This is a genomic window from Kytococcus sp. HMSC28H12, from assembly GCF_001816045.1.
Classification (GTDB): domain Bacteria; phylum Actinomycetota; class Actinomycetes; order Actinomycetales; family Dermatophilaceae; genus Kytococcus; species Kytococcus schroeteri.
This window is the reverse complement of sequence record NZ_KV824599.1, coordinates 1-1,008: the sequence shown is the minus strand read 5'-3', so window position 1 is coordinate 1,008 and position 1,008 is coordinate 1. Positions and strand designations below refer to the sequence as shown.

Annotated in this window: 1 protein-coding gene and 1 pseudogene; one reads left to right on the top strand and one right to left on the bottom strand. The window is 74.2% G+C overall.

The window, feature by feature from the left end:
• Positions 1–267: 267 nt before the first annotated feature.
• Positions 268–504: pseudogene (locus HMPREF3099_RS12125) on the bottom strand (ATP-binding cassette domain-containing protein); the annotation flags it as partial.
• 92 nt (positions 505–596) lie between these two features.
• On the opposite strand from HMPREF3099_RS12125, the gene HMPREF3099_RS09415 reads away from it, so the two are divergent.
• Positions 597–1,008 (top strand): prephenate dehydratase domain-containing protein (locus HMPREF3099_RS09415; protein WP_305778350.1); only part of this gene is annotated, 412 nt, incomplete at its 3' end.

The following is a 1,008-nucleotide window of genomic DNA, read 5'->3' as shown; positions in this document are numbered from 1 at the left end:
GGCGTCCACGTCACGGCGGGCGTGCAGCGCCACCGCCGCGGCCACGAGGAACGTGGCAGTCACCAGCAGCAGGCCCACCGGCCACCAGCGGGCGTCCCCGAAGGCACGGGCCTGGTCCACCCAGCCCAGCGGCGTGGCCCAACCCCAGACCGAACAGGCCGGCACCGTAGACCGCCGCACCCCGGGCATCCGCCCCGAAGGCCACGACCATGGCGAACTCGTTGGCCATCACCCCACCGAGGTGTCGGTGCCGGCCACACGCCCCTCGAGCACCCGGGGCAGGGCCGCGGCATCGGCCCACGGGTCCCCGCCGAAGAGGCGGACGGTGCCCGCATCGGCCCGCATCAGGCCCAGCAGGACGCGGATGGTGGTGGACTTGCCCGCCCCGTTGGGGCCCAGGAATCCGTGCACCTCGCCGGGGGCGACCGTGTGGTCCAGGCCGTCCAGGGCCCGCGCGTGGCCGAGGGCCTTGACCAGGCCCCGGACCTCGATGACGGGGTCGATCCGGCGAGGGCGGAGGCGTCGTGGGCGACGCGGGAGGAGGGCGTGGAGGCAGTCTGGCAGTCGGCACCGACTGCGCGTGGAACGATCTGACGATGCAGCACATCGCCATCCAGGGAGAGCCCGGGTCCAACTCACACCTCGTCGTCCGCGAGAACCACCCGGACGCACAGACGGTGCCCTGCGCCTCCTTCGAGGAGGCCTTCACGCGGGTGACCGACGGCGAGTGCGAGCTGGCCGTCATCCCCATCGACAACTCCCTGGCCGGGCGCGTGGCGGACATCCACCACCTGCTGCCGGCCAGCGGGCTGCACATCGTGGGCGAGCACTTCCTGCGCATCCGGTTCTCGCTCCTGGGCCTTCCCGGCGCCACGCTGGACGGGGTGCGCACCGTGGCCAGCCACGTGCACGCGCTGGGGCAGTGCCGCCGCATCATCCGCGAGCACGGCTGGGACACCGTGGTGGCCGGCGACACCGCGGGCGCCGCCCGCGAGGTGGCCGAGGCCG